16 protein-coding genes, 1 tRNA gene and 1 pseudogene are annotated in these 22,265 nt (G+C 69.3%); 7 read left to right on the top strand and 11 right to left on the bottom strand.

What is annotated here, in order from left to right; genetic code table 11:
• Positions 1 to 8 precede the first annotated feature (8 nt).
• From infC to HNR28_RS08295, 4 genes are all read right to left on the bottom strand, one after another.
• Entirely contained in the window at positions 9 to 572 is a 564-nt protein-coding gene (gene infC / locus HNR28_RS08280) for a translation initiation factor IF-3 (RefSeq protein ID WP_242404307.1), read from the bottom strand.
• Positions 572 to 2,518, bottom strand: coding sequence for a threonine--tRNA ligase (thrS, locus tag HNR28_RS08285; protein WP_043682134.1), 1,947 nt, complete (start codon positions 2,516 to 2,518; stop codon positions 572 to 574). The genes infC and thrS overlap by 1 nt, the downstream gene beginning before the upstream one ends.
• Positions 2,519 to 2,759: 241 nt before the next feature.
• The gene (locus tag HNR28_RS08290; RefSeq protein ID WP_151024505.1) at positions 2,760 to 7,655 is read right to left on the bottom strand and encodes an autotransporter outer membrane beta-barrel domain-containing protein; all 4,896 of its coding nucleotides are present in this window, start codon (positions 7,653 to 7,655) and stop codon (positions 2,760 to 2,762) included.
• Positions 7,652 to 9,226, bottom strand: coding sequence for a hypothetical protein (locus HNR28_RS08295; protein ID WP_158386253.1), 1,575 nt, complete (start codon positions 9,224 to 9,226; stop codon positions 7,652 to 7,654). The genes HNR28_RS08290 and HNR28_RS08295 overlap by 4 nt, the downstream gene beginning before the upstream one ends.
• Positions 9,227 to 9,434: 208 nt before the next feature.
• Here HNR28_RS08295 and HNR28_RS08300 point away from each other — a divergent pair.
• Positions 9,435 to 9,511: transfer RNA gene (locus tag HNR28_RS08300), tRNA-Val, on the top strand.
• Positions 9,512 to 9,729: 218 nt separating this feature from the next.
• Here HNR28_RS08300 and HNR28_RS08305 read toward each other — a convergent pair.
• From HNR28_RS08305 to HNR28_RS08330, 6 genes are all read right to left on the bottom strand, one after another.
• A complete protein-coding gene (locus HNR28_RS08305; RefSeq protein WP_043682126.1) occupies positions 9,730 to 10,509 on the bottom strand; it encodes a class I SAM-dependent methyltransferase in 780 nt (259 codons plus the stop codon).
• Positions 10,509 to 11,690, bottom strand: a complete 1,182-nt coding sequence (locus HNR28_RS08310) for an acetyl-CoA C-acyltransferase family protein (RefSeq protein WP_170288455.1) — start codon at positions 11,688 to 11,690, stop codon at positions 10,509 to 10,511. Before HNR28_RS08310 ends, HNR28_RS08305 begins: the two co-directional genes overlap by 1 nt.
• 94 nt (positions 11,691 to 11,784) lie before the next feature.
• Entirely contained in the window at positions 11,785 to 12,750 is a 966-nt protein-coding gene (locus tag HNR28_RS08315; RefSeq protein ID WP_043682119.1) for a chemotaxis protein, read from the bottom strand.
• 144 nt (positions 12,751 to 12,894) lie between these two features.
• Positions 12,895 to 14,493, bottom strand: a complete 1,599-nt coding sequence (locus HNR28_RS08320; RefSeq protein ID WP_184142742.1) for a copper resistance CopC/CopD family protein — start codon at positions 14,491 to 14,493, stop codon at positions 12,895 to 12,897.
• Positions 14,490 to 15,029, bottom strand: a complete 540-nt coding sequence (locus HNR28_RS08325) for a YcnI family copper-binding membrane protein (RefSeq protein WP_052355715.1) — start codon at positions 15,027 to 15,029, stop codon at positions 14,490 to 14,492. The genes HNR28_RS08320 and HNR28_RS08325 overlap by 4 nt, the downstream gene beginning before the upstream one ends.
• 80 nt (positions 15,030 to 15,109) lie before the next feature.
• Entirely contained in the window at positions 15,110 to 15,517 is a 408-nt protein-coding gene (locus tag HNR28_RS08330; protein ID WP_184142745.1) for a DUF2946 family protein, read from the bottom strand.
• 243 nt (positions 15,518 to 15,760) lie between these two features.
• On the opposite strand from HNR28_RS08330, the gene HNR28_RS08335 reads away from it, so the two are divergent.
• Entirely contained in the window at positions 15,761 to 17,377 is a 1,617-nt protein-coding gene (locus tag HNR28_RS08335) for a methyl-accepting chemotaxis protein (protein ID WP_184142748.1), read from the top strand.
• 85 nt (positions 17,378 to 17,462) lie between these two features.
• Here the strand turns inward: HNR28_RS08335 and HNR28_RS08340 are convergent.
• Positions 17,463 to 17,567: pseudogene (locus HNR28_RS08340) on the bottom strand (DNA repair protein RadC); the annotation flags it as partial.
• Positions 17,568 to 17,770: 203 nt separating this feature from the next.
• On the opposite strand from HNR28_RS08340, the gene xth reads away from it, so the two are divergent.
• The 5 genes from xth (at position 17,771) to HNR28_RS08365 (ending at position 22,235) form a co-directional block, all read left to right on the top strand.
• The gene (xth, locus tag HNR28_RS08345; RefSeq protein ID WP_151024308.1) at positions 17,771 to 18,556 is read left to right on the top strand and encodes an exodeoxyribonuclease III; all 786 of its coding nucleotides are present in this window, start codon (positions 17,771 to 17,773) and stop codon (positions 18,554 to 18,556) included.
• Between the two features lie 187 nt (positions 18,557 to 18,743).
• A complete protein-coding gene (locus HNR28_RS08350) occupies positions 18,744 to 19,097 on the top strand; it encodes a hypothetical protein (protein ID WP_242404291.1) in 354 nt (117 codons plus the stop codon).
• Positions 19,094 to 19,738: a guanylate kinase gene (gene gmk / locus HNR28_RS08355; protein ID WP_043682108.1), complete on the top strand. Its 645-nt coding sequence runs from the start codon at positions 19,094 to 19,096 to the stop codon at positions 19,736 to 19,738. Before HNR28_RS08350 ends, gmk begins: the two co-directional genes overlap by 4 nt.
• A 12-nt stretch (positions 19,739 to 19,750) precedes the next feature.
• Positions 19,751 to 19,954: a DNA-directed RNA polymerase subunit omega gene (gene rpoZ / locus HNR28_RS08360; protein WP_043682105.1), complete on the top strand. Its 204-nt coding sequence runs from the start codon at positions 19,751 to 19,753 to the stop codon at positions 19,952 to 19,954.
• A 16-nt stretch (positions 19,955 to 19,970) separates the two neighbouring features.
• A complete protein-coding gene (locus tag HNR28_RS08365; RefSeq protein WP_043682102.1) occupies positions 19,971 to 22,235 on the top strand; it encodes a RelA/SpoT family protein in 2,265 nt (754 codons plus the stop codon).
• The last annotated feature ends 30 nt before the right edge of the window (positions 22,236 to 22,265 follow it).

Consider the following 22,265-nt stretch of genomic DNA (forward strand, 5'->3'; position numbering starts at 1 on the left):
ATGCCTGGCTAACTCGCTTTCTTGCGCGGTGCCAGCACCATCACCATCTGGCGGCCTTCGAGCTTGGGCATGGCCTCGACCAGGACCAGTTCGCCCAGGTCGTCGCGCACCCGTTCGAGGACGCGCATGCCGAGTTCCTGGTGGGCCATCTCGCGGCCGCGGAAGCGCAGCGTGACCTTGGCCTTGTCGCCATCCTCGATGAAGCGGCGCAGATTGCGCAGTTTCACCTGGTAGTCGCCTTCGTCGGTCCCCGGGCGGAACTTGACTTCCTTGACCTGGATGATCTTCTGGCGGGCGCGGGCTTCCTGCTGGCGCTTCTGTTCCTGGTACTTGAACTTGCCGTAGTCCATCAGGCGGCAGACCGGCGGACTGGCCGTGGGGGCGATTTCGACCAGGTCGACGTCGTTCTGTTCGGCCATGGACAAGGCCTCGGATGTGCGGACGATGCCCAGCTGTTCGCCATCCACGCCGATCAGGCGGACTTCATGAATGCGGATCTCACCGTTGACGCGGTGTTTCTTTTCGGTTGCGATGTCGAGAACTCCTGTGAGTTGATGAAAAAGGGGTCGAATCAGGCCTGCGCCGGTTCGGTCCCCTGCTGTCGGGTCGAGATTTCGTGCTTGAGCCGGGCGGTGAAATCCGCCACCGGCATCGTGCCCAGGTCCAGATTGCCGCGCCCGCGCACGGACACGGCGCCGGACTCGCGCTCCTTGTCACCGACGACCAGAATATACGGAATTTTCTGCAGGCTATGTTCGCGGATTTTACGGGTGATCTTTTCGCCCCGCACGTCGGCGAACACGCGCAGGCCCTGCGCCTTCAGGTCGCGGGCGAGCTGTTCGGCGTAGGCGGCGGAGGCGTCGGAGATGCAGCAGACCACGGCATGGTGCGGCGCCAGCCAGGCGGGCAGCGCGCCGGCGTGGTTTTCGATCAGCATGCCGATGAAGCGTTCCAGGGACCCCAGGATGGCCCGGTGCAGCATCACGGGCGTGCGGCGCTGGTCCTGGGCGTCGACGTATTCGGCCCCCAGGCGCGCGGGCATGGAGAAGTCCACCTGGATGGTGCCGCACTGCCAGTGGCGGCCGATGGCGTCCTTCAGGGTGTATTCGATCTTGGGGCCGTAGAAGGCGCCCTCGCCCTCGGAGACCTCGTAGTCGCAATGGGAGAGGTCCAGGCTGTCCTTCAGGGCCTGCTCGGCCTTGTCCCAGACCTCGTCGGCGCCGATGCGCTTTTCGGGGCGGGTGGCGACCTTGTAGAGGATCTCGGTGAAGCCGAAATCGGCGTAGACCTTCTGCAGCAGGCGCGTGAAGGCGGCGCATTCTTCCTGGAGCTGGTCCTCGGTACAGAAGATGTGCCCGTCGTCCTGGGTGAAGCCGCGCACGCGCATCATGCCGTGCAGCGAGCCGGAGGGCTCGTTGCGGTGGCACTGGCCGAATTCGCCGTAGCGCAGCGGCAGTTCGCGGTAGGAATGCAGGCCGGCGTTGAAGATCTGCACGTGGCCCGGACAGTTCATGGGCTTGAGGCCGTACACGCGGTTCTCGGATTCCGTCGTGAACATGTTTTCCTGGTAGTTGTCCCAGTGGCCGGTCTTCTTCCACAGGGACAGGTCCAGGATCTGCGGCGCCTTGACTTCCTGATAGCCGTTGTCCTGGTACACCTGGCGCATGTACTGCTCGACCTGCTGCCAGATCGTCCAGCCCTTGGGGTGCCAGAAGATCAGGCCGGGCGCCTCGTCCTGGAAGTGGAACAGGTCCAGCTCGCGGCCGATGCGGCGGTGGTCGCGCAGTTCGGCCTGTTCGAGCATGTGCAGGTAGGCGTCCTGGTCTTCCTTGCGCGCCCAGGCGGTGCCGTAAATGCGCTGCAGCATTTCGTTGTTGCTGTCGCCGCGCCAGTAGGCGCCGGCCACCTTCATCAGCTTGAACACCCGCAGACGGCCGGTGGACGGCACGTGCGGGCCGCGGCACAGGTCGATGAAGTCGCCCTCGCGGTACAGGCTGATCTTTTCGTTGGTGGGGATCGAGGCGATGATCTCGGCCTTGTAGGCCTCGCCGATGCCGCGGAAGAACTTCACGGCCTCGTCGCGGTCCCATTCCTCGCGCGTCACGGCTTCGTCGCGGCGCGCCAGTTCGGCCATCTTCTTTTCGATGGCTTCCAGGTCTTCGGGCGTGAAGGGACGCTTGTACGAGAAATCGTAGTAGAAGCCGTTCTCGATCACCGGACCGATGGTGACCTGGGCATCGGGAAACAGGCTCTTGACCGCATAGGCCAGCAGGTGCGCCGTGGAATGGCGGATCAGGTCCAGACCTTCGGGATCCTTGTCGGTGACGATGCTCAGGGAGGCATCCCGGTCGATCACGTGGCTGGCGTCCACCAGCCGCGCCGGCTCGCCGTCGACAGCCAGCCGGCCTGCCAGCGCCGCCTTGCCCAGCCCGGTCCCGATGGAGCGCGCGACCTCGTGCACGGAAACGGGATGGTCGAATTCGCGCCGCGAACCGTCGGGAAGGGTGATGCAAACCATGTAAGCGTGTCCTGAAAATGCGAAACGCGGCCTGCGCCGCGTAGGTAAAAAGCCTGAATTTGCCATGCAGGAGGAATCCATCCAGTGTAGCAATCAGGCGGACAACAATCAATTTGATACGAGGAAATGCGCGGGATTCCGGGCGCTCCGGCGATCCCCGGCGGCGGGGATCGTTGCAAAAAGGCCAGTCCGCGGGGACTGGCCTTTGTCCTGGCGCATCCCCCAAGGGGGATGCGGCGCGTCAGAACCGCATGGCCACGCGCAGGCTGAGCTCCTGGTTGCGGAATTCCGAGGCCAGCTGGGCCCGGTATTCCGCGCGCAGTTCGTACTTGTCCTGCGCGTAGAGCTGGACGCCGGCGCCCACGTTGAACAGCCGCTCGGGCAGGGACGAACTCGAAGTGAACGTGATGCCCTTGCCGCTGCCGTCGGAGAAGGACACGTCGCTGTCCAGGCTCCGGTTGTTGATGAACGTGGCTCCGACCGACACGTAGGGGCGCAGCCACCCGTACCGGCCCAGGTCGACGCGGGTGCCCGCTTCGAGGGTCGGCGAAACGGCCACGCTCCATTCCTTCATGGCGCCGGCCTGGAGGGTCGCGCCGTCCCCGGCCAGGGTGTAGCCCGGCATGTAGGTGTGCAGCACGTCCAGGTCGGCATAGGGCCGCAGGTACCAGTCGTCCGAGGCCAGCTCGTAGGCCGCCCGCAGCCGCAGGCCGGCGGTCCAGACATCGTTCTTGTTCTCGGCGCTCCACAGGTCGTCGCCGACCCAGAACAGGGAACTGGAGTCGTAGTCGCCGTAGCCGGCGTGCAGGGCGCCCGCCAGCAGCCACGGGCCGGTCTGGTGCTTGAGCGAGACGGAGACGTCGCCGCTGCGCCCGTGGACCGAGGTGAGGCTGTCCCGGGTGTGCATGGAACTGACGTTGTAGGCCGCCGTGGCGCCGAAGAACCAGTCGGGGCGGATCTCCCATTGCCCGCCGATGCGGTAGCTCAGGCCGTCCTGCGAATAGCCGTCGCTCGCCGACCCGCGGTCCTGCGTGGTGCGCGAGCCGGTGATGCGCGACCAGACGCATTGGGTCTCGCGCAGGGTGACGCCCGCACCGTCGAACACCGGGCAGCTCAGCGCGGCATTGAGCGACTTGCGCCCGGCCAGCGTCTGGTCCGAGGCCAGCTGGCCCAGGTCCTCGGTGGGCGTCATGCTGCCGATCGCGGTTTCGTACTGCTGGGCCGATTCGATGTTGGCCATGCTGGCGAATATGCCCGCCATGCCGGCTTCGTTGCCGTCCCAGGCGCGCTGCAGGCTGTCGAGCAGCGAGCGGTCCGTATCGGTCAGATTGCCTTGCGCCTTGCCGACGAAATCCGCCGAGGGGGAGATCGAGATGCCGCCGCCGCTTTGCGACGCCGACCAGGCGATGGGGCTGCCGGGGCCGCCGGCCGCCGTGGCCGCCCGTCCGGTCTGCAGGGACGAGGCCGACACCACCGTGAAGCTGCCGGGCAGCAGTCCCTCGACGGCATGCGGCTTGATCTTGACGCCCTCGACGAGCACCCGGGATGCCTGCACCAGGTCGGCCTTGGGGCCCCCGGCGGCGACGCTGTTGACATCCACGAGCAGCGTGCCGCCCAGCTGGAGGTCCACCTTCTGGACCGTGGCGGTGGCGATCCTGCCCACCCCGCCGACATCGAAGGTGCCGGCGTTGTAGAACCAGCCGTTGCCGACCTTGATCGTTCCGCTGCCGCCGCTGACGTAGGTGCCGCCCACTTCGTTGCGGAACTCGTTCCATTCCGTGGTGTTGCCGCGCGCCAGGTCGATGTCGCCCACCACGGTGCCGAAGTTGCGCACGGACTCCTGGCCGAAAGTGGAGACGATGGCCCGGTCGGAAAGCGCGCCGACGCGCGAACCGGCGCCGATGACGATGGTGTTGTTGCGCCCGCCGTCGATCACGATGCCCGCGCCCTCGCCCGAGCCGCCCTGCAGCGTGCCCGAATAATCGACGGCGATGCTGCCGCCGGCGCGGCTGGCGTCCAGCGCGCCGCTGCTTTGCTGGAAGCCGCTCTGGGCGAAGATCCCGTACGAGCCGGCGCCGCTCGTGCGGATGTCGCCGGCGAGCTTGATCGAGATGTCGCCGCCCGTGCCCTGCGAGGCGCTGCGCTCGTTCAGGCTCTTCCTGAGCGCGGCCAGGGCGCTCTCGACCGTGTCCTTGTCGTTGCCGAACAGCCTGACGATGCCCTGGAGGTCCTCGGGCACCTTGTCGATGTTGTCCAGCACCGTGCCCGAGCCGCCGGCCTTGCCGATGAGGCCGGCCAGGACCGTGGCCGTCTTCTCCAGCGCGGCGCGCGCCGTGTCGTCGGTCTTGAGCGCATCGCTGACCGTGCCGCCGCCTCCGCCCAGCGACTGCGCGAAGACGCCGTGCGCCTTGGCCCCCGTCGTCCGGATGGTGGTGCTGCCCGTCAGCGTGCGCACCTCGATGTAGCCGCCCTGGCCGCTGGAGCCGCCGGCGCCGCCCAATACCGGCAGCGTCCAGCCCTGCAGCACCGAGGCGCCGCCGTAGCCGCCGCCGCCGCCGATGGACTGGGCGAACACCGCCGCGGCATAGTCGCCGGAGGTCTGGATCGAGGCGTTGCCGTTGAAACCGATGTTGACGGTGCCGCCGTCGCCGCTGGCGCCGCCCTTGCCGCCGTAAGACGCGGCGTACTTGACCCCGCCGGGGCTGCCCGCGGCGCTGACGAGGCCGCCGCCGCCGCCGACGGACTGGGCCAGGATGCCGAACGCGGCCAGGCCCGACGTCGTGATGGAGCCGCCATGGACGACGTTGACCGCCCCGCCCGAGCCGGAGACTCCGCCCGAACCGCCCAGCGTGAGGCTGCCCGACTTGGCCGAGGGCTTCTTGCCGGACCCTGCCGTCGAGACGGCCGGCACCTTCTCGATCCCGACGGCCTTCAGCAGTTCCTTCATCGTGCCCGCCGGCACCGCCTTCTCGTCCGTGCCGGCGGACGCGGTCTTGTCTTCCGGCACGCTCATCATGAAGGCGCCCCCGCCGCCGCCGATGCTCTGCGCCACGATCGCGTGCGCTTCCTCGCCCTGCGTGCGGATGGTGCCTTCGTTGCGCACGGAGACGCCGCCGCCGTTGGCGCCCGAACCCCCAGCGCCGCCGGCCGTGAAGTTGAGCACGAGGTTCTTGTTGTCGCTGCTGAGCGCGCCGACGCCGGTGCCCCCGCCGCCGCCGACCGACTGGGCGAACAGGCCGAACGATTCCTGGCCCCGGGTCTGGATCGTGCCCGTGTTCCGGACGCTGACGTCCCCGCCGATGTTGCCGGTGCCGCCCGCGCCGCCCAGCGTGGCGCTGAGATTGGTCTTGTTGGTGCCCGAGGCGTAGGCGACGCCGCCCTGGCCGCCGCCGCCGCCGATCGACTGCGCCATGATCCCGTGCGACAGCTGTCCGGTGGTCAGGATGGAGCCCGTGTTCGCCACGTCGATGATGCCGCCGCGGTTGCCCGCCCCGCCGTCGCCGCCCATGGCGAGCGTGAGCGACACGTCGGGGCGCTTCACCGAACCCTTGGACTGCTTGTCCAGGTAGTCGGTGACCTGCTTGCCGGCCGCCTGCATCTGCCTGTAGAAGTCGGACTTCTTGAACGAATCGGCCAGCGACTTGTAGGCGTTGGAGTTCTGGACGTCCTTGATGAACGCGTCGAGGGCTTCCTTGGTCTCGGCATTGCCCTTGTCGGCCGCCCACGCCTGATAGGCGTCCACGCCGACCGCGTTCTTCAGCACCGCCCAGACCTCGCCGACCGTATCGGGCGTGTCGTCGGGCGCGGCCGTCAGGCTGCCGCCGTTGCCGCCGCCCCCGCCGATCGACTGGACGAAGATGCCATGGGAGGCATCGCCATGGGTTTCGATCGTGCCGGCGCCGGACACCGAGACCATGCCGCCGGATCCGCCGGCGCCGCCCTTGCCGCCCATCGCCAGCTTGAGCGCCAGCGTGCCGCCGGACACGGCCGAGCCGCCGCCGCCCATGCCGCCGCCCCCGCCGACGCTTTGCGCCAGCACGCCGTCGGCCTGCGGGCCGAGGGTGCGGATCAGGCTCGACGCGGTCAGGGAGGCGCTCACGCTGCCGCCGTCGCCGCCATTGCCGCCATTGCCGCCGATGGCGTTGACGACGGTGACCGAATCGGCCAGCGGCAGCTTCTCGACGAGGCCGTTCAGCGTCTTGTCGAAGGACAGCCCGGAGGAAGCGGACGCGTTGACCGCGCCGCCGTACCCGCCGCCGCCGCCGATGCTCTGCAGCAGGATGCCGGTGGCGCCGGCGCCCCGCGTCTCGATCCGGCCGCGGTTCTCGACCTGAGCCGCGCCGCCGCGGCCCCCGCCCGTACGGTTGGTGCCGCCGATGGTCTGCCCGAGCGCGATCGTCCGGTAAAGACTCAAGGCGTCGGCCGAGGCGTCGGCGGACCCGGCGTTGCCGCCGCCGCCGCCGATGCTCTGGACGTGGATGCCGATGGCGCCGTCGCCATGGGTGCCGATGGAGCCGTCGTTGTACGCCCGGACATTGTCGCCCGAGCCTCCGCCCCCGCCGCTGCCGCCGACGGTATTGGTCGCGTTGAACGCCGTGGCGCCCGGCGCGGCAATGGCCAGGCCGTAGGCGAACGCGTTGCCCGCGTTGCCTCCGCCGCCGCCGATGCTCTGCGCCAGGATGCCGGTGGCGCCCACCCCGAAGGTCTCGATGCCGGCGTTGCGGTTGTCGACGGCGGCGGCCGCGCCTTTGCCGCCATCGCCGCCGGAGCCGCCGATCGCATTGGTCAGGGCGATAGAAGGCAGGGGCTGGCCCGAGGGGGTGACCGCGGGCAGCGCCACGGCGAACGCCGCGGCGCCGCCGCCCGTGCCGCCGCCCCCGCCAATGCTGGAGGCCTGCAACCCGATGGCGGCTTCGCCCGAGGTCCGGATGGCGGAATTGTTGCTGATCCTGACCGCGCCGCCCTGGCCGCCCTTGCCGCCGGAGCCGCCCAGCGAGGAGGCGGCCGACACGGCCGGGCTGACGGACCTGGAAGTCGCGTAGCCGCCCGTGCCGCCGCCGCCGACGGATTGCGCCAGCACCGCCGTCGCGTTCCTGCCTCCGGTCTCGATCCGGCCCAGGGTGCTGTTGAAGGTCACTTCGCCGCCGTTGCCGCCACCCCCCCGGCGCCGCCCAGCGCCACGGACAGGAACGCGGTGGAGCCCGAAGCCGCGCCGCCCGTGCCGCCCCCGCCACCGATGCTCTGCAGCAGGACGCCATGGGCGGCATCGCCCGCCGTGCGGATCACGCCGCGATGCTCGGCCTTGACGTCGCCGCCGACGCCGCCCTGGCCGCCCGTGCCGCCGCTGGCGAAAAGCAGGATGCCGCTGTTGCCGCCCGATCCGCCGCCCTGGTTCACCGTCGGCCGGGTGGCGTAGAACGCGTCCAGGGCGCTGCCGCCGCCGACGCTCTGGGCCACGATCCCGCTCGAACCGGCGCCCGTGGTCGTGATGGTGCCGTAATTGGTGATGGAAACCAGTTTCCCCAGGCCCGCGCCGCCGCCGTCGCCGCCGTCCACGAAGGCGGCGCCGCCGCCGCTGCCCCCCACGCCGCCCACCGACTGGGCCATGATGCCGAAGCTGTAGTCGCCGCGCGTGGCGATGGTGCCGCCATTGAGCGCCTTGACCACGCCGCCGGCACCGCCCCGGCCGCCCGGGGTGCCCGCGGCGAAGGCGCCATTGGCGCCGCCGCCGCCCGCGCCGCCGGCGCTTTGCAGGATGACCGCGGTCGAATTGCTGCCATTGGCGGCGATGGTGCCCCAGTTGGCGAAATCGACGGCGCCGCCGGCGCCGCCGTTGGAGGGATAGCCGCCGCTGTTGCTGGCGTGCCCGCCGTCGCCGCCCAGGGAGCTGACGGACACCGCGGGCGCCAGCGCCCCGGTCACGCCGACGCTGGCGCTTTTGTCGAAGGTGGCGGAGACGTCTCCGCCGGAGCCGCCGCGGTCGGTATCGACCCGATCCTTGTACGTGCCGTCGGCGGACCGGCGCCCGTCCTTGCTGACGCCGGCCGCCCCGCCCTGCGAGAGCACCTGGATGGCGGGCAGCGCGCGGGTCCGGGCCGCCGGATCGCTGGTCGCGGTGACGCGCGACGCGATGTTCAGGGAAACCGGACCGCCGTCGCCGCCGCGCCCGATGCCGCTTTCGCTCTCGGTCCACGAGGTATAGCCCAGGCCGCCCGTGCCGCCCACCGAAAAGACGCGGATCAGCGGCCTGGCCTGCGCGGAGACGCCCAGCACGCCGGAGATCTCGGCGGACTGCGCCACGGAAAGCGAGGCCGCGCCGCCCTTGCCGCCCGGCTTGCCCGGCAGGTTATGGAAGACGCCCTTGGTGTGGACCGAGCCGCCGGCGCCGCCGACGGAACCGATCTCCAGCGCCGGCGAGGCCACGTTGCGGATCGGCTGGGACTGGGTCCAGGCCGAGGGATCCGCGTCCTTGCCCTCGGTCGCGGAGGACCAGGTGAACGCCGTTTCGCCATCGCGGCCATCGGCGCCGCGGCTGACCTGGGAAATGCCTTCGTCGGCCCGCGCCGGCCCGGCCGCCATCGAGCCCAGGGACGCGAGCAGCGCCGCAAGGCCGATGCCGCCGTGCAGCGCGGCTGCCAGGCGATTCAGGGAAAATTCGGCGCGCTTGCCGCGACGCCGCTCGATGGATGCCACGTAAAATCGTTTCACGATGATTCGTGGTTCGCCCGACGGAGACTGCGGCGAATTTTATCGTAGAAACTTGTTTCAACCGCGAAATGTTCATGGGTATGCCAACAGGTGTGGGTTTCCCGCCATATGCCCAAGTCGGCCTCCGGGCGACCCCATGGCGGCCCATTCGCGGCCTGGCTCGTTTGACAGTGCCCAGCGCCCACTCTATAATGCTTTTCTTTCCTGAAGGCGGTTAGCTCAGTTGGTTAGAGCGCTACGTTGACATCGTAGAGGTCGCTGGTTCGAATCCAGTACTGCCTACCAGAATTCATGCAAGGGGTGCAAGCCCGGGGCGCCAAGCCCCGCCAAGAAAAGCCGTATTCTCAATGAGATACGGCTTTTTTGTTGCCAAGCGGTTTGTTGCCAAGCGGTTTGTTGCCAGGAGGCGCCCAGCAGTACCAAACCCAGGGTGCCGAGCCCAGCCAGCACAGTGTGGGGTATGCATACCCCAAATCAGCGAGGGCCATACCCCAAAACGGAGCTCAGGCGCCGATCAGCAGCGACCGCGCCCAGCGGCGCGCCGGCAGGCCGGTGCGCGATTCCAGCCGTTCGGCCCGGTCCAGCAGGTCCTGGCGCGACAGGTCCAGGGCGTCGCCCTTGAAAGCCAGGGCCACCGTGTTGCCCTCGTCGATCTCCGGCAGGCACAGCACGCGCCCGCCGAAGGCCGCGCGGATGCCGCGCAGGTTTTCCTCGAAGCTCTCGTGGCGGCCGAAGAGGTTCACGCTCATCACGCCCGGCTCGTCCAGGATCCGGTGGCAGTCGCGGTAGAACTCCGGATCGCCGCACACCGGGCCTTCGGCCCGGCTGTCGTACAGGTCCACCATCAGCGCGCGGTAACGCCCCGCCCGCCCCGGCTCGGCCACCCAGTCGCGCGCATCGGCATGATCGATGACCGAGCGCGCGCTGCCCGGCAGGCGGAAGAACGCCCGGCACAGGGCGGTGACGGCGGGATTGCGCTCGACCGTATCCACCGGGGAGCGCGTATGCCGCAGGGTGAAGCGCAGCAGCGACCCCGCCCCCAGCCCCAGGATGCCGACGCGATCGCGCGGGCCGGACGGCGCGAACAGCAGCCAGGCCATCATCTGCTGGGTGTAGGCCAGCACCAGTTCGGAGGGGCGGGCGATGCGCATCGCCCCCTGGATCCATTCCGAATTGAAATGCAGGTAACGGATGCCGCCCTCTTCCGACAGGGTCGGCAGGTCGGCCTCGATGGCCTCGGCGGCCGGCCGCCGGGCGTCCCGGGCGGCGCGCGGCCGCGCCACTACAGGCGCTCGAAGATGGCGGCGATGCCCTGGCCGCCGCCGATGCACATGGTGACCAGGGCATGGCGGCCCTGGACGCGCCGCAGCTCGTGCAGCGCCTTGACCGTGATCAGGGCGCCCGTGGCGCCGATCGGGTGCCCCAGGCTGATGCCGCTGCCGTTGGGATTGACCTTGGCCGGATCGAAGCCCAGTTCGCGGGACACCGCGCAGGCCTGCGCGGCGAAGGCTTCGTTGGCCTCGATCACGTCGATCTGGTCCAGCGTCAGGCCGGCGCGCGCCAGCGCGTTGCGCGTGGCCGGCACCGGGCCGATGCCCATGTATTGCGGGTCCACGCCGGCGTGGCCGTAGGACACCAGGCGCGCCATGGGCGTCAGCCCGCGGGCCCGGGCGGCCTGCTCGGTCATCAGCAGCACGGCGGCGGCGCCGTCGTTCAGGCCGGACGCATTGCCCGCCGTGACAGTGCCGTTCTCCTTGGCGAAGACGGGTTTCAGTTTGCTGAAGCTCTCGGGGGTGGCGTCGAAGCGCACGTGCTCGTCCTGGTCGAACACGACTTCGCCCTTGCGGGTCTTCTGCGTCACCGGCACGATCTGCTGCTTGAAATGGCCCTGCTCGATGGCATGGGCTGCGCGCCGGTGCGATTCCAGCGCCAGGGCGTCCTGGTCCTCGCGGCTGATGCCGTATTTCTGCGCCACGTTCTCGGCCGTGACGCCCATGTGGTATTTCTCGAACGGGCAGGACAGCGCTCCCGTCATCATGTCCACCAGGCGCGAATCGCCCATGCGCGAGCCCCAGCGCTGGCCCACCGCCACGTAGGGCGCGCGGCTCATGCTTTCGGCGCCCGCGCCGATGGCGACTTCGGCGTCGCCCAGCATCAGCACCTGGGCGGCGGACACGATCGCCTGCAGGCCCGAACCGCACAGGCGGTTGACGTTGAAGGCCGGCACGGCCTGCGGGATGCCCGCGTTCAGCGCCGCCACGCGCGACAGGTACATGTCGCGCGGCTCGGTGTTGATCACGTGGCCGAAGACGACGTGGCCGACCTCGGCCGCCGCCACGCCCGCGCGTTCCAGCACGTTGCGCACCACGAGTTCGCCCAGTTCGCAGGGGGCGACGTCCTTCAGCCCTCCGCCGAAATCTCCGATGGCGGTGCGGCAGGCTTCCACGATGACGATGTCTTGCATATCGATTCCTATAATGAGAATGCTCCCACGCTGCGCCTTCGGCTTGCTGCCCCCCAGGGGGGCGTTTTTACTTGGGGCGGCCCGGCGGTAAAAATCAACGTCCCAGCGCCTTGCGGATGGCGCTGGACAGTTCCTCGGCGGAGAACTTGGGCACGTAGCCGTTGGCGCCGACGCTGCGCACGTGGTTCTCGTTGGCCGAGCCCGACAGGGACGAGTGGATCACCACCGGCATGGCGCTGAAGCGGGCGTCCTGCTTGATGTTGCGCGTCAGCGTGAAGCCGTCCATTTCGGGCATTTCCAGGTCGGTCAGCATCAGGCAGACCTTGTCGTGGATGGTCTTGCCCTCGGCCTCGGCGTTGGCGGCCAGGGTGTTCAGGCGGTTCCAGGCCTCCTGGCCGGACTTGGTCATCTCGTAGGGGACGCCCATGGCCTTGAGGGTCTGCTCCATGAGGGCGCGGGCCACGAAGGAATCGTCGGCCACCAGCACCACGGTGCCCGGCTTCAGGGCGAACTTGTCGCCGACTTCCTTGGGATCGACCTGGTGGCGGTTTTCCTCGGGCGTGATGGCCTGCAGGATGGCCTCGACGTCCAGCACCTGGGCCAGGCGCGCCTCGTCGCCGCTGCCCTCGGTCAGGCGGGCGATGCTGGTGATCAGGCTGGGGCCCGTGCCGGTGTTTTCGGCGGAGATGACCTGGTTCCAGTCCAGCCGCACGATGTCCTCGACCGACTCGACCGTGAACGCCTGGGTCGTGCGGGCGTATTCCGTGACCAGCATCAGGGTCGGCGCGGCCGCCAGCTTGCAGCCGATGATGCCGGGCAGGTCGTACACCGGGATCACCTGGTCGCGCAGGTGCACCACGCCGAGCGAGAACTTCGGCGCCCCCGCGATCGGCGTGATGGCCGGCATGGTCACGATTTCGCGGACCTTCAGGACGTTGATGCCGAAGAGCTCGGACTGGCCCAGGACGGCATCCGTCCCCAGGCGAAACAGCAGCAGTTCAAACCGGTTGGTGCCGGCCAGGTTGGTGCGTTCATCGATTTCTTTCTGGAGTGAGCTCATGTCAGGCCTTTTATGAATGCGGGGGTCTCCGAACCGGAGATTCTAAAGGGCTCGGGCATCTATTGCAGCACCGGCATGGAAATATTCCCGTCCCCCGATGCCCATCCCGCCGATCCGCACCCGCATACCTTAACCCAAGGCGGCTCAGGGCGGCAGCACCCCCTCCAGCGTCACCTGCTCGAAATCGTTCACCAGGATCTCCATGCTCAGCCGCCAGTGTCCGGCGCCGGACGCGGGCAGGGAGCCCGCCTCGACGCGCCAGCGCCCGTCGGGCAGGCGGCGGGCCTCGCGGCGCAGCGGCTCGATGCCGGCCTGCGGATTGCTCAGCGCCAGCGTCAGCCCCTCGGCCGCGAGCGGCTGGCCCGACGGATCGCTCAAGGCGACGAGCCACGCGCCGCCGGAGCGCGTCAGCAGGGCATGCGCCCGATCATTGGACAGCATGAAGGAGGCCGTGCCCTCATCGGGCCGGGGAGCGGACTCGGCCACGGCGGCGTCCAGGCTGCGCGGCGGCGGCGTGAAGCGCCAGAGCGACACCACTCCCAGCAAGACCACGGCGACGGCCGTTTCCACCTGGATGCTGCGCCGCAGGCGCGCGCGGGCTGCCGCCTCGCCCGCCAGGGCCGGGCCGGTGCAGCGCCAGCGGTTGAACGCCGCCAGGGCGAGCAGTCCGCACACCAGAACCAGCTTCGCGCTCAGGACGATGCCGTAGGACGTACGCCACAAGTCTCCGGGCCGGTCCAGCTGCAGCAGCGCCAGCCCCGCCCCGCTCGCCAGCAGGACGAGCACGACGGACGTGATCCAGCGGGAGAACCAGGCCAGGGGCGCCAGACCGGCCCGCCCGCCTCCCCCGGCGCCGAGCAGCCTGAGCAGCGGCACGAGCGCGCCCAGCCAGGCCGCCGCCGTCGCTACGTGCAGCACCACCAGGGGGCGCGACAGCCACTGGGGCGGCGCCGTGCCGGCATGGCCGCTGGCGGCGAGCGCCACGCCCGCCAGCGCCAGGCCCGCGCCCGCGCACCCGCGCACCATGCCGGGCCGGCGGGCGCGCAAGGCCGCCGCCGAGGCCAGCAGGGCCAGGGCGGTCAGGCCCAGCGTCCAGGCATAGCGGCTGTCCAGAGCGGCCGCCCAGGCCGGCCAGCCTGCGAGGGCTGACCGGGGCAGGTCCAGCAGGTCCAGCCCCTGCAGCCCCAGGTTCACGGGCAGCAGGCCCAGACCGAGCCAGACCAGGGGACGGGCCCAGGCCTGGCGGTCCGAGGGATTCCGCGTACGGAACAAGGCCGCGCCCACGCAGGCGAACAGGCAGGCGTAGCCCAGCCAGCGGCCCAGCCAGATGGCCGCCTGGCGCGCGGCGGGCGGCGACTCGGCCGCGCCCGCCCTGGCCGAAGCGGCGGCCGGGCCGGCCGCCGGGCCGACCGTGTAATCCAGCGCGCCGCCCACGGGATGCCCGTCCGCCGACACGACGCGCCAGCTGAGCAGGTAGGCGCCGCGCCCCGCGCCGCCGGGCAGCGGCACGCGGATCCGGCTGCCTCCGGTCTGCTCCGGCTTCACGTCCACGGGCGGGCCTTCGGGGCCGAGCAGGCGCAGCGCGGTGACGCTGACGGGTTCGTTGAACATCAGCACGGCGGCGCCCGGCGCCCGGTCGAGCACGGCGCCGGGCGCCGGATCGGCCGACACCAGCGCGGCATGCCCCCAGACCGCCTGGCCCCACATCAGCAGGCAGGCGGCCAGGAGGTGAGCGGCCTTCAATGGTGATGACCGTGGCCGCCGCCCTCTCCCTCATGGGCGGGCGCCACGATCTTCACGCCCGGCGCGGGGCCTTTCGCATCCGGATCGCCCGAGGTGTCGATCCAGCGCGACACGCTCTGGCCGCATTCCTGAACGACCGGGAAATACACGGTCTGGCCGGGCTTGAGGGCGTCCGACAGGTAGGCGCGGAAGACGAACTCGTCGTAGTAGGCGTCGGGCAGGCCGCCGCTCCAGCTGATCTCGCGCACGCCGCTTTCCACCGGCGCGCCGTGCAGGGTCTGGGGCTGCTCGTACTTGCCCTGGGTCAGGTCCAGGGTCCAGCCGGCCTTGGGCTGCGGCTTGGCCGCCAGCACGCCGTCGGGGATGCGCACGCGCAGCCGGGTAGTATCGGCGCCATCGCAGCCGTGGCCGACGCGCAGCACCGCCTTGTAGTAGCTGCCGGCGGCGGCCTGGGTCGTTTCGAGGGTGACGTGGGCCTGGGCGGCCGTGGCCAGGCCGAGCAGGGCCATCAGGCCCGCGGCAAGAGTGAATTTCATGAAGATGCCTTTCGGATGAATCGTGGACGAAAAAACGGACGAGCGGGATCGGAAAACCGCGCAACGGGTCCGGAGGTTTCTTAAACGAAAGCGAAGGGCGGGGGCGGCGCGCGCGAGCCGAGCGGCGCGCCGCGCACGCGCGAGACGGGCGGCACGGCGGCGGCGGCGGGCGCGGCCGGGAGGACCGCGGCCAGCGCCGCCAGGACCGGCATGGATACGGCCGTCGGCAGGGGTGGACCGCCGGCATGCTGAGCCAGCAGGCACAAGGGGCAGGCCTGGGATTGCGGACGGTCGTCGGGATGAGGATGGCCGTCCATTGGATGGTGGCCGGCCATCGACAGGCCCGGATTCTGCACCGGGCACAGCACCAGGCCCGGAAACATGCCGTCCCGGGCCTCGACGTCGAGCATGGTGCCCGCCGGCACCAGCGCGCGCAGCGCCAGGGCCAGACACAAGGTCCAGATCCAGGGCGGGCACAGGGCGCGCAACGGCCGTCTCGACGCAGGGAGATTCATGCTCAAAGTATAGGGCACCGGGAAAGGCCGCGTCCGGCGCCGCGGGCCCCCGGAAACCTCTTAACGCCTAATTGTCCCGCTTCCCGGGTCCATTTCGGCACACTCTCGGATTTTTATCCATGTTAAAGATAACGTTATTTCATTCTGTTTCAGCATAAAACGGCGCCGGCATGCCCTGCGCCGTTCTGCGTCAGCCGCCAAGGAGCCGCCATGAGCATGCGCAACATCAAAATCAGCACCAGACTTTCGCTCGGATTCGGCATCCTGATCCTGATCACCGTACTGCTCGCCAGCCTGGGTGTCCTGGAAACGCAGAAAAACCTGGAGAACGGCGAGACCGTCCAGGTCCGCAACGAAATCAATGCCAAGATCCTGCAATGGGCCCGCTCCGTCGAAGTCAACGGCGAACGCACGCTCGCCCTGACGCACATCCCGGACCCCGCGGCGCGCGAGGCCATCCAGGCGAAGATGGCGGCCACCTCGAAGAACATCACCTCCCTGCAGGACCAGATCGGCACGCTGCTCCAGACCGCCGAGGGGCGGGCCCTGTACGAGAAAGTGCTGCAGGCCCGCAAGAACTATACCGGCCAGCGCAAGACCGCCATCGAGGACCAGAAGAAGGGCGACGTCGAAAAAGCCAACACATTCTTCCTGCAGGACATGCCCGGCCTGATCGCCGCCTACCAGGAGTCGATCGACGCGCTCTACACCTTCCAGCGGGAACGCGAACAACAGCTGTTCGCCGAGAGCCAGCGGGCCGGCCAGCGGACGCTGGTCCTCGTGGCGCTGGCGGCCGTCCTGGCGCTGGCCTGTGGCATTCTCCTCGCCTGGCGCATCAACCGCTCCATCGCCCGTCCGCTGAAGCAGGCCGTGGCACTGGCCGGCCTCGTCGCCCAGCGCGACCTGGACCATGACGTCACGCCCCAGGGCAAGGACGAAATCACCGTGCTGGAACACACCCTGCACGACATGATGATCAGCCTGCAGCAGACCGTGCAGGACGTGCGCGCCGGCGCCGATTCCATCGCCTCGGCCTCGGCGCAGATCAGCGCCGGCAACCTGGACCTGTCCTCGCGCACCGAGCAGCAGGCCAGCTCCCTGGCCGAGACCGCCGCCACGATGGAGGAAATTACCGCCACCGTGCGCCAGAACGCCGACAACGCCCAGCAGGCCAACACCCTGGCCGCCTCGGCCGCCAAGACCGCCACCGACGGCGGGGCCATCGTCGCCGAGCTGGTCTCCACCATGAGCGAGATCAACACCAAGTCCCAGCAGGTCGCCGACATCATCGGCGTGATCGACTCCATCGCCTTCCAGACCAACATCCTGGCGCTGAACGCCGCGGTCGAGGCCGCGCGCGCCGGCGAACAGGGCCGCGGCTTCGCCGTGGTGGCCTCCGAGGTGCGGGCGCTCGCCCAGCGCTCGGCCGGCGCGGCCAAGGAGATCAAGGGCCTGATCGACACCTCGGTCGAATCGACCGCCAAGGGCAACGAGCAGGCCTCGCGCGCCGGGGCCACGATGCAGGACATCGTCGACAGCATCAACCGCGTCACCGACATCATGGGCGAGATCAGCGCGGCCAGCCGCGAGCAGACCACCGGCATCGAGGAGATCAATGCCGCCGTCACGCAGATGGACGACGTCACGCGCCAGAACGCCAGCCTGGTGGAGGAATCCGCCGCCGCGGCCTCCAGCCTGCAGGAGCAGGCCGACACCCTGGCGCGCCTGGTCGCCACCTTCCGCCTGAAGGACCAGGGAGGCCCGGTTGCCGCGCGGTCCTCCGCCGCCCTGCCGGCCCCGGCGGCGCCCCGGCTGGGGCATGGGGGACGCTGAGGGGGGCGCTGCAGACCGGACCTATCAGTCCTGTTGGACAGCGGGCCGGCTCTGCTGGCTATGGACGCACAACCCCGAGCGCCCCAACCAGCCGGCGCAGATACACCGATGCGCCGGCGATGGTGCCTCGGAACATTTCGGCGTATTCGATCAGCCGATGCTGCGGGCCCATGAACAGCACCGCGAACACCATCAGACGTGAGCCTCATGTCCACCTTGGTTGACACCCTGAGCTGGATCAGCGCGGCCGCGTCCGGGCGGCGCCCATTCCCCGTTCATGGCCAACAGGCGGGACCAGGCGACCTGGCTGATACCATAGCGGCATCCGCGCTTCCGGACGCCGCATCTTCCAATGCCCTGAAACTGGGTAGCCAAAAAGCAAATCCTCATACCATGAAACTCGCCACCTGGAACGTCAATTCCCTGAACGTCCGCCTGGGCCACGTCCTGGACTGGCTGCGGGCCAATCCGGTCGACGCGCTGTGCCTGCAGGAACTGAAGCTGCCGGACGAAAAATTCCCGCGCGAAGCCCTGCTGGACGCCGGCTACCACGCCTGCTGGGCGGGGCAGAAGACCTACAACGGCGTGGCGATCCTGAGCAGGACGCCGCTGCTGGACGTGCAGCGCAACATCCCCGGCTACGACGACCCCCAGCAGCGCATCATCGCCGCCACCCTGCCCGGCCCGGACGGGCGGCTGGTGCGCGTCGTCAGCGCCTACTGCCCCAACGGCCAGGCGGTGGGCTGCGACAAATACGCCTACAAGCTGGACTGGTTCCAGGCGCTGCGCGGCTGGCTGGGCGAGGAAATGGACCGCCACCCGGAACTGGCGATCCTGGGAGACTACAACGTGGCCCCGGCCGACGAGGACGTGCACGACCCGGCCGCCTGGGCCGGCGGCATCCTGGTCTCCGATCCCGAGCGCCAGGCCTTCCGCGACCTGCTGGGCCTGGGCCTGCAGGACACGTTCCGCCTGTTCGACCAGCCGCCGCGCACCTTCAGCTGGTGGGATTACCGCCAGATGGGCTTCCGGCGCAACGCCGGCCTGCGCATCGATCACATCCTGGCGACGCCGGCGCTGGCGGCGCGCTGCCTCGAATGCACGGTGGACAAGGCGCCGCGCGGCTGGGACAAGCCCTCGGACCATGCGCCGGTGGTGGCCACCTTCGGTCTCGCCTGACGCACGACGGCGGGAGGCACCGCCCCGCACAATCTCCACAACCCGGCCCTGCGCAGCCCGGCCCTGCCCAGCCATGCCTGCGGGCAATCAGGCCGCGTGGCGCGCCCCGGCGGGCGCCGTGCCCGCCCCCCGGACCCGGGCCACGCCGGCAAAGCGTCTATAATCGAGGACTCGTCCCACGTTCCCCATGCCCATGCCGCTCGAAAGCCGACTGATCTCCCATCTGGACCGTGGGCTGGTCCTGGACATCACCCTGGAAGACCTGTCCTTCCGCGTCTACGTGGCCCAGCGCGAAGCCGACGTCGAGCAGGTGGCCGAGCTGGTCCCGGCCGAGCAGTTCCAGGGGGACGGTGACGTCCACGTCGCCGCGATCCACGACGGCGACGACGCCTCCGAGCAGATCCAGGACGTGCTCTTCAACCTGAATCCGGGCGACGCCATCGTCTTCCTGTGCACGGGCCCGCAGGCCTACGCCGAGGCGCTGGCCGAGCTCGGCCAGCCCGGCCCGGCATCCCCGCGCGCCGACTCGAACGCGACATGACACAGTCTTCCGGCAATATCTTCATGGTGGTCGCCCCCAGCGGGGCGGGCAAGTCCAGCCTGGTCAATGCCCTGCTGGAAAAGGACGCCAGCCTGGCGCTGTCCATTTCCTGCACCACCCGCACTCCCCGCCCCGGCGAAGAAGACAAGAAGCACTACCGCTTCGTGTCCGTGGAAACCTTCCAGGCGATGCGCGACCGCGGCGACATGCTGGAATGGGCGGAAGTGCACGGCAATTTCTACGGCACGCCCCGCGACCGGGTCGAGCAGGCCCTGGACGGCGGCACCGACATCATCCTGGAGATCGACTGGCAGGGCGCATTGCAGGTGCGCCGCCACTATCCCCAGGCGATCGGCATCTTCATCCTGCCGCCCTCGATCGAGGCCCTGGAAGCCCGCCTGAAAAAGCGCGGCCAGGACGCGCCCCAGGTCATCGCCCGCCGGCTGCTCGCGGCGGGCGGCGAGATGGCGCATGCCTCCGATTGTGAATATGTTATTATTAATCAAGAATTTAGCCTTGCACTGGAACAGCTGCGGCACGTGATCTGCGCGGCGCGGCTGCGCTATACGGCGCAATCCGTCCGGCACGCCGACCTGTTCACCCAGCTGGGCATCCGCAAACCCCTGTCAACCGCTTCCTGAACCAGGACACCCATGGCCCGCATCACCGTAGAAGACTGCCTCGAAAAAGTCCCCAATCGCTTCGACCTGACGCTGGTCGCGACCTATCGCGCCCGCGAACTGGCCCAGGGACACGAGCCCCGCATCCAGAGCCACAACAAGCCCACGGTCACCGCGCTGCGCGAAATCGCCCAGGGGCTGGTCGGCACCGAGATGCTGCGCAAAGTCCCCACCTGATCCGGCGGGGCGGGCCATGGCGTTTTCAGGTTTGCGCGGCGCGTCCTCGGGACTGCTCGCCGTCCTGCGCAAGGGTCCCCGCCTGCGGCGGCGCAAGCCGCACACGGCGCCCGCCCCGCAATCCGAACCCGCGCCCAGCCCGATCGCCTCGCTGGCCGGGCTCAACCAGATCGTCTCCGGCTACCTCGGCCCGCGCGACATCGAGCGGATCCGGGAAGCCTACCGCTTCGCCGACAACGCCCACCTGGGGCAGTTCCGCGCCAGCGGCGAGCCGTACATTTCCCACCCCATCGCCGTCACCGAGATCTGCGCCGGCTGGAAGCTCGACGCCGACTCACTGATGGCCGCCCTGCTGCACGACGTGATCGAGGACCAGGGCGTCAGCAAGCAGGAACTGGCCGAGAAATTCGGCGGCGAGGTCGCCGAGATCGTCGACGGCCTCACCAAGCTCGAACGCCTGGAATACGCCACCAAGGCCGAACAGCAGGCGGAATCCTTCCGCAAGATGCTGCTGGCCATGGCGCGCGACGTGCGCGTGATCCTCATCAAGCTCGCCGACCGGCTGCACAACATGCGCACGCTGGATGCGGTCAACCCCGAAAAGCGCCGCCGCGTGGCGCGCGAAACCCTGGAAATCTACACCCCGATCGCGCACCGGCTGGGCCTGAACGCCTTGTTCCGCGAACTCCAGGACCGCTGCTTCAAGGCCATCTACCCGAACCGCTACGTCGTCCTGCACAAGGCCATGATGGCGGCGCGCGGCAACCGCCGCGAGGTCATCTCGAAGATCGCCGAGGCGGTGCGCGCCGCCCTGCCCGCCGCCGGCCTGGACGCGGAAGTCAGCGGCCGGGAAAAGTCGCTCTACGGCATCTACAAGAAAATGGTCGAGCAGAAGAAGTCGTTTTCCGACGTGCTCGACATCTACGGCTTCCGCGTCATCGTCCACACGCTGCCGGAATGCTACCTGGCCCTGGGCACGCTGCACCAGCTGTACCGGCCGGTGCCCGGCAAGTTCAAGGACTACATCGCCATCCCCAAGATCAACGGCTACCAGTCCCTGCACACCACCCTGGTCGGCCCCTACGGCACGCCGGTGGAATTCCAGTTCCGCACCCGCGACATGGACCACGTGGCCGAGGAAGGCGTGGCGTCCCACTGGCTCTACAAGGAGCAGGGCACCTCGCTCAACGATCTGCAGAAACGCACCCACCAGTGGCTGCAGTCCCTGCTGGACATCCAGAGCCAGACGGGCGATTCGGGCGAGTTCCTTGAGCACGTCAAGGTCGACCTGTTCCCCGACGCGGTCTACGTGTTCACTCCCCAGGGCAAGATCCTGTCGCTGCCGCGCGGCGCCACGCCGGTGGACTTCGCCTACGCGATCCACACGGACGTCGGCAACCACGCCGTGGCCTGCAAGATCAACGGCGAATTCTCGCCGCTGCGCACCGAGCTGCACAGCGGCGACGCGGTGGAAGTCATCACCTCGGCCGCCTCGCGCCCCAGCGCCCAGTGGCTGAACTACGTGCGCACGGGCCGCGCGCGCTCGGAAATCCGCCATTACCTGCGCAACGAGCGCTACGAGGAATCCGTGGCCTTCGGCCGCCGGCTGCTCAACCAGGCTTTCGACCAGCTCTCCATCCCCTACCCCAAGGACGACGATCCTCAGTGGGAACGGCTGGCCAAGGGTTCGGGCGGGGCCTCGCGCACGGAGATCCTGGCCGACATCGGTCTGGGCAAGCGCCTGGCCGCCGTGGTGGCGCGCCGCTTCGCCCCGGAAAACGCCATGCTGGAAACCACCGCCATGGCGGTGGACGAATTCACGTCCGTCACCAGCGCGCCCATCGTGATCCACGGCAACGAGGGCCAGGCGGTGCAGCTGGCGCCCTGCTGCGGCCCGCTGCCGGGCGACGCGATCATCGGCGGCATCCGCCTGGGCCACGGGCTGGTGGTGCACATGAGCGACTGCCCGGTGGCCAAGCGTCAGCAGGCGCGCGAGCCGGAGCGCTGGATCCCGGTCATCTGGGACACCAACACCGCCCGGCACCTGACCACGCGCCTGGAACTGACCGTGCTGAACGAGCGCGGCGTGCTGGGCCGCCTGGCCGCGGAAATCACCGAGGCCGACTCCAACATCATCCAGCTCACCATGCCCGACGAGGCCGCCTCCACGGCCCTGCTCAACATCATGGTGCAGGTCGACAGCCGCAAGCACCTGGCCCAGGTCATCCGCGCCATCCGGCACGTCCCCCAAGTCCAGAAAATCGTCCGGGCGAAGGGATGAGGCCGGACACAGGACAGTCCCTGCGGACTG

The sequence above is a fragment of the Castellaniella defragrans genome (assembly GCF_014203015.1).
Classification (GTDB): Bacteria; Pseudomonadota; Gammaproteobacteria; order Burkholderiales; family Burkholderiaceae_B; genus Castellaniella; species Castellaniella defragrans.

Coding starts and splice junctions, on each gene's coding strand:
- HNR28_RS08350 (WP_242404291.1), top strand. CDS start 18,744: ATGCCCATGCCGCTCGAAAGCCGACTGATCTCCCATCTGGACCGTGGG.
- HNR28_RS08365 (WP_043682102.1), top strand. CDS start 19,971: ATGGCGTTTTCAGGTTTGCGCGGCGCGTCCTCGGGACTGCTCGCCGTC.
- HNR28_RS08315 (WP_043682119.1), bottom strand. CDS start 12,750: ATGAGCTCACTCCAGAAAGAAATCGATGAACGCACCAACCTGGCCGGC.
- thrS (WP_043682134.1), bottom strand. CDS start 2,518: ATGGTTTGCATCACCCTTCCCGACGGTTCGCGGCGCGAATTCGACCAT.
- HNR28_RS08310 (WP_170288455.1), bottom strand. CDS start 11,690: ATGCAAGACATCGTCATCGTGGAAGCCTGCCGCACCGCCATCGGAGAT.
- rpoZ (WP_043682105.1), top strand. CDS start 19,751: ATGGCCCGCATCACCGTAGAAGACTGCCTCGAAAAAGTCCCCAATCGC.
- gmk (WP_043682108.1), top strand. CDS start 19,094: ATGACACAGTCTTCCGGCAATATCTTCATGGTGGTCGCCCCCAGCGGG.
- HNR28_RS08335 (WP_184142748.1), top strand. CDS start 15,761: ATGCGCAACATCAAAATCAGCACCAGACTTTCGCTCGGATTCGGCATC.
- HNR28_RS08325 (WP_052355715.1), bottom strand. CDS start 15,029: ATGAAATTCACTCTTGCCGCGGGCCTGATGGCCCTGCTCGGCCTGGCC.
- xth (WP_151024308.1), top strand. CDS start 17,771: ATGAAACTCGCCACCTGGAACGTCAATTCCCTGAACGTCCGCCTGGGC.